General features: G+C 55.4%; 4 protein-coding genes. All 4 read right to left on the minus strand.

The features are described 5' to 3' along the window. Window positions 1–388 (minus strand): CBS domain-containing protein (locus K1Y02_25500; GenBank protein ID MBX7259737.1); only part of this gene is annotated, 388 nt, incomplete at its 3' end. Between the two features lie 393 nt (window positions 389–781). Next, window positions 782–1162: a hypothetical protein gene (locus K1Y02_25505; protein ID MBX7259738.1), complete on the minus strand. Its 381-nt coding sequence runs from the start codon at window positions 1160–1162 to the stop codon at window positions 782–784. A gap of 569 nt (window positions 1163–1731) precedes the next feature. Beyond that, window positions 1732–2478, minus strand: coding sequence for an NIPSNAP family protein (locus K1Y02_25510; protein ID MBX7259739.1), 747 nt, complete (start codon window positions 2476–2478; stop codon window positions 1732–1734). A 483-nt stretch (window positions 2479–2961) separates the two neighbouring features. Further along, on the minus strand, window positions 2962–4568 hold a 1607-nt coding region (locus K1Y02_25515; GenBank protein MBX7259740.1), incomplete at its 5' end, for a hypothetical protein.

Consider the following 4568-nt stretch of genomic DNA (forward strand, 5'->3'; position numbering starts at 1 on the left):
CATGCGTCGAAGCGCGCACTTTCAAGATGAACTTGATGATATCCGATCGGCTGATGATGCCTGCAATCTTCCCGTCTCTAAGAATAGGGATCCGCCGAAAGCCGTTGTTGATAAGGGATTCGCATATATCGTAGAGAGGAGTGTCCTCGCTGAAGCTGACCACATTGTGCGTCATGTAGTCCCGGACAACGGCGTTCTTGGCCCCTTCTTCGTAGAGCAGCCTCAACACATCTTTCTCGGAGATGATGCCCACTAGCGTCATGTCGTCGGAGACGACTGGAACTCCCGTGATGTCGTTTTCGGCCAACACTCGAACGGCTTCGAGGATAGGGGTATCTTCCCGTACCGTGACGACGTCTCGGGTCAGGATTGAACTTGCTTCGAACACGAGGCACCTCCGTTCCTGTCTTTTTCAGCCCACGATGGTCGCTCCCCACAACATACATCGGCGACACCACATATCAGACCGGAGGGTGACGTCGCTCCGTCAATTATACCCCACCGTTGGCACAGAGGGGCTTGCGTTTCGGACGTGGGGAATCGTGAAGACGATGCGTGCCGGAAGTTGGATTTGACGGGAGGAGTCAGGAGGGGTCTCGAAGAGCATCCTGGGATGGGGTGGCCGCAAGTGACAAGGGGCTTACGGGATGGCTATTCGATACTGCATGTGTAAAGGGTAGTTTGTTCCCTTGTCTGTAATTATAATATTATACGCATTAAAAATAGTGGCCTGTCGCTGAATTCTTCTTGGGTGAGCAATACGTTTCGAGGCGAGGTTCGGTCATCTCTTCCCTTGCTCCAGTTCTCTAATACGTTCCCGCAGACGTCGATTCTCCTCAACCAGCGTGACCTGCCGCGCCGACGGCGGATGATTTGCTGGTTGCACAATCCGGTCATTCGTGAGGTAGACACCGCTAAGCATTGATGTCTTCACATGCGCACGATGTGTATTACCTTGCCGGTCGCGATAGACAATCTCGTAGATACGTGAATCCTTTTCGCCGAACCATCCTGGGCCGAACGGATCCCAACTGCGCTCCAGCAGTTCCCATCCTTGCTCTCTTACGTATTGTTCGACACGATCACCATCGAAGGAACCGGCAATCAACCGGATGACAATGGCAAGCACGGCGAATCCGGCAAACACCAGCAAAGGTTCCATTGAACCCCCTCTCTCGACCCAACAATGTACTCCTGTACAATATATGAGCGCATTTCCAGTCGCACACTCGATCTCCAACGACTGACGCCAAGGGTCTTTGGTAGTTGGAGTAGACTATCGAATAACAAAGGGCGATTGTCGCGTGAAACAAAATATGCTAGAAGTACTACCCAACTCAAGCACACGTCTCTGGAACCCGTCCCTCTTCGTGAACGTCGAGTCTGCAGAAGCTAATGATTAAGAGACCGTGCGGTCACTTAATATGGCAGGATCGGGAGACCCTGCCATAGCAGACGAGACTCTGCCACAACGATATACCGCCACAACACAGCCCTGACTTCACGACAATCGCATCAAAAGGCAATCAATACGCCCGGCACGGAGACCGGGCGCTACGAATCAATGAGGAACGAAACAGAATACTCGCCCGGCGCGGGGAGCGGGCGCCACCAAGCACGGTGGATGCGCTGCACTCGGGCAGGCAAGATGCCTGCCAGCCGCCGCAGCAGCCTAAAATGGAGGCACTCCAAGAGGCAGGCAAGATGCCTGCCACACGTTGGGGCGTCGAGTCACTTCAGCGGCGAGTAATCCGTTGGGGTCATGTAGACGGATTCCACTTTTTGTGTCAATGAGCCGTTGACCTCGGAGGCCTTCTTAGCTTCCTGCCACGCGGGGTCGGCGCGGAAGGCGTCAAAGGAGGCCTTGCCTGCTTCCGGGGATTTGTGCGCGAGGATGTAGATGAGTTGCGCGGGTTGTCTGTCTTTGGCTTCGCTGGTCCAGTAGCCGATGTTGGTCATGCCGTGCTTCTCGAACAACTTGACGGTATGGTCGCGGAAACGGGACAGAAGCGCATCCATCTTGTCTGTCGCGGGCGTATAGGTGCGCAGTTCGAAGGTGCGCGTCGCGTCGGTCTTGGACGGTTTTACTTCCGGCGAAAAGTCCGTCGCGGTCAGGTAGTAGGAATCCACTTTGGTCACGAGTTTGCCATCGACTTCGCTGGCGTCGCGCGCTTTGATCCATTCGGGGTCGGCCTTGAACGCTTCCCACGCCTTGTCGTGCGCTTCGCGGCTCGGACTCGCGATGATGTAGATCAATTTGTTGTCGGGATTGTCGACGGGAGTCCAGTAGCCGATGTTCGTGAAGCCGTGCTTCTCCAGCAGCGCGCACGAGTGGTCGCGAAACCGCGCGTTCAACGCATCCAGTTTCCCCGGCGCGGCGTAGTACACGCGGAGTTCGTAACACCGTGTATCCGCCGCCTCGGCGGCAAATGCGGACGCACTCGCGAGTATTAGCAACGAAGCCATCATGAGTTTCATGTTCTATTCTCCTTGTTCCGCGCCGTACCTGAACGCGAGACGATCATAATACAAGGCCGAGCCCCCGTTCTTTTGTTTCTCTTCTCTGTGTCCTCTGTGTCCCTGTGGTAAGTATCATTAATTTCACCACAGAGGCACAGAGGACACAGAGAAGAGCAAACAGAAACTATGACTTAACCCCAAACTCGCAATGTTCCAGATCGGTTCGTTATCGGGAATATTGAGGGGGCTCCAGTTTCCAATGTTCATGAAACCGTGTTTCTCGAACAACAAGAAGCCGGCATTCGGCGGCGAATGCAGTTACATTCACAATCAACAGCATCGAAGCTATAAAACACATCAAGTCTTAATCTCATTATTCCGCGCAGTGCCCATTCGCGGTTCTCTTGTTTCTTCTCTGTGTTCTCTGTGCCTCTGTGGTAAAGCTTCTTTGATTTGCACCACAGAGGCACAGAGGACACAGAGAATAGAAAACAGAATTAGTTACTTAACTTCGAAGCGGTAATTCCACCGCCGATTCGGTGCGCTGTCGCCGTTGACGCCGAGTTCGGAGACATCCGTAAAACCTTGAATGTTGTCGGCCCAATGGAAGTCGAAGGCGGGTTTGCCGTCTGGCTGGCCGATGAGATGTCGCGGCACGTTGAGTTCCATGCCGTTGCCATTTACGCGGTACCCGGTCTCCCCCACGTTTTCCCACTTGCCATCACGCCACGCCTTAATCGTCGTTTTCTGATCGCTCAGCGTTCCGAGGTTCACGACGAAGTCGTAACCGAGCCAACCGGTTTTGGCGTCGCGGTCGGCGTCGATAAGTAGCAGCATCCAATTCGGGTCTGTGTGCGGAGTGATCGGCTTCAACGTTTGCACGAAGAAATACAGGTTCTTCTCATCGTACGCCGCTTTCGCAATCACGAAATCGTTGCGGCCCGTATCGTTCGTATACATCACGTTGCCATAACCTACGTGCGCTCGATGCGTCACGTCGCCGATGGTGTCGCGGTACTCCGGCGTTACGGCAGCCCACTCGTCGAACGCGCCGTCCACGGCGACCGCGCTTGGCCCCGTCGCAAGCGGACGTTCCCGCACACCCTTGAACTTACGCACCCAGCTTGCCAGTTGGTAGTAGTAATTGTCCGTGTGCCCGCCGCGCATCGGTTCGCAGTCGCGGCTGTATTCCTGCGTATATTCGTCGACGAACAACCCGCCGGGGTAATAGCAGTCGCTGTCCTTGTACGTGCTCCACTCCGTGTAGCGGCCGGCGACCCACTCGTTCCACCCCGTCACAAAGATAAATGAAGGATTCACTTCCATCGCGCGCGTCCATTGTTCTTCGAAGTTGAGACCGAGATTGACGGCATCCGGACTCGGGTCTTTCGCGCCGTTGTGCCAGCTTCGCCCCATCGCGCCGCGCTTGTCGCTCATGGGAGCGGGCCCCGGCGTGTTAGGCAGCGCGTTCTGCCCCACACCCACGCTCATTTGTTCCGCCTCGCCTCGGCTATTCTTGAACACGTGCTGCGGATACACCTCCAGCCAGCTCCATTGATCGGGCCCGTTTGGCCCAAGCCAATAGTCCGGCATGGGTTTGCGAATCGTGAAGAAGGCCAGCATTTCCGGGTCTTTCACAAACGCGGGATCGACGAGTATGAAGGGCTTGCCTTCCCACGTGAACCATACGTCCTTCCACAGCCCCGGCTTGTACAAGTCATTCCAGAGTTGCTGCAGGACTTCCGTGGGCTGCCAGAACGGCGTGATGAAGCCGATGTAAGGCGTGCGCGCTCCTTCCGCGCGCATTGCTGTATATTCGCGGCACAACGCCTCGTATTCGTCCTTCCACGTAAACGGCGAATTGGTCGTATCGAACAAAATGACGTCGATGCCAGCATCCACTAGCATGCTCGCGTGCTTACGAATCACGAAGGGGTCGGTCATGATGTAATAGCCGAGTTCCGGTTCGCCCCAATGGTACGGCGCGCTGTTCGTCGGCCAATTGACCGTTGCTCCCCCGTTTGCCGACGCGATTAGTTTCGTGTTGTCGTTGGGTCCATCCGCGTTCGGCCTGTGCCACGTCCAATAGAAAATGCCGACCCACTTGT

It is taken from the genome of Candidatus Hydrogenedentota bacterium, assembly GCA_019695095.1.
Taxonomy (GTDB): Bacteria; Hydrogenedentota; Hydrogenedentia; order Hydrogenedentales; family SLHB01; genus JAIBAQ01.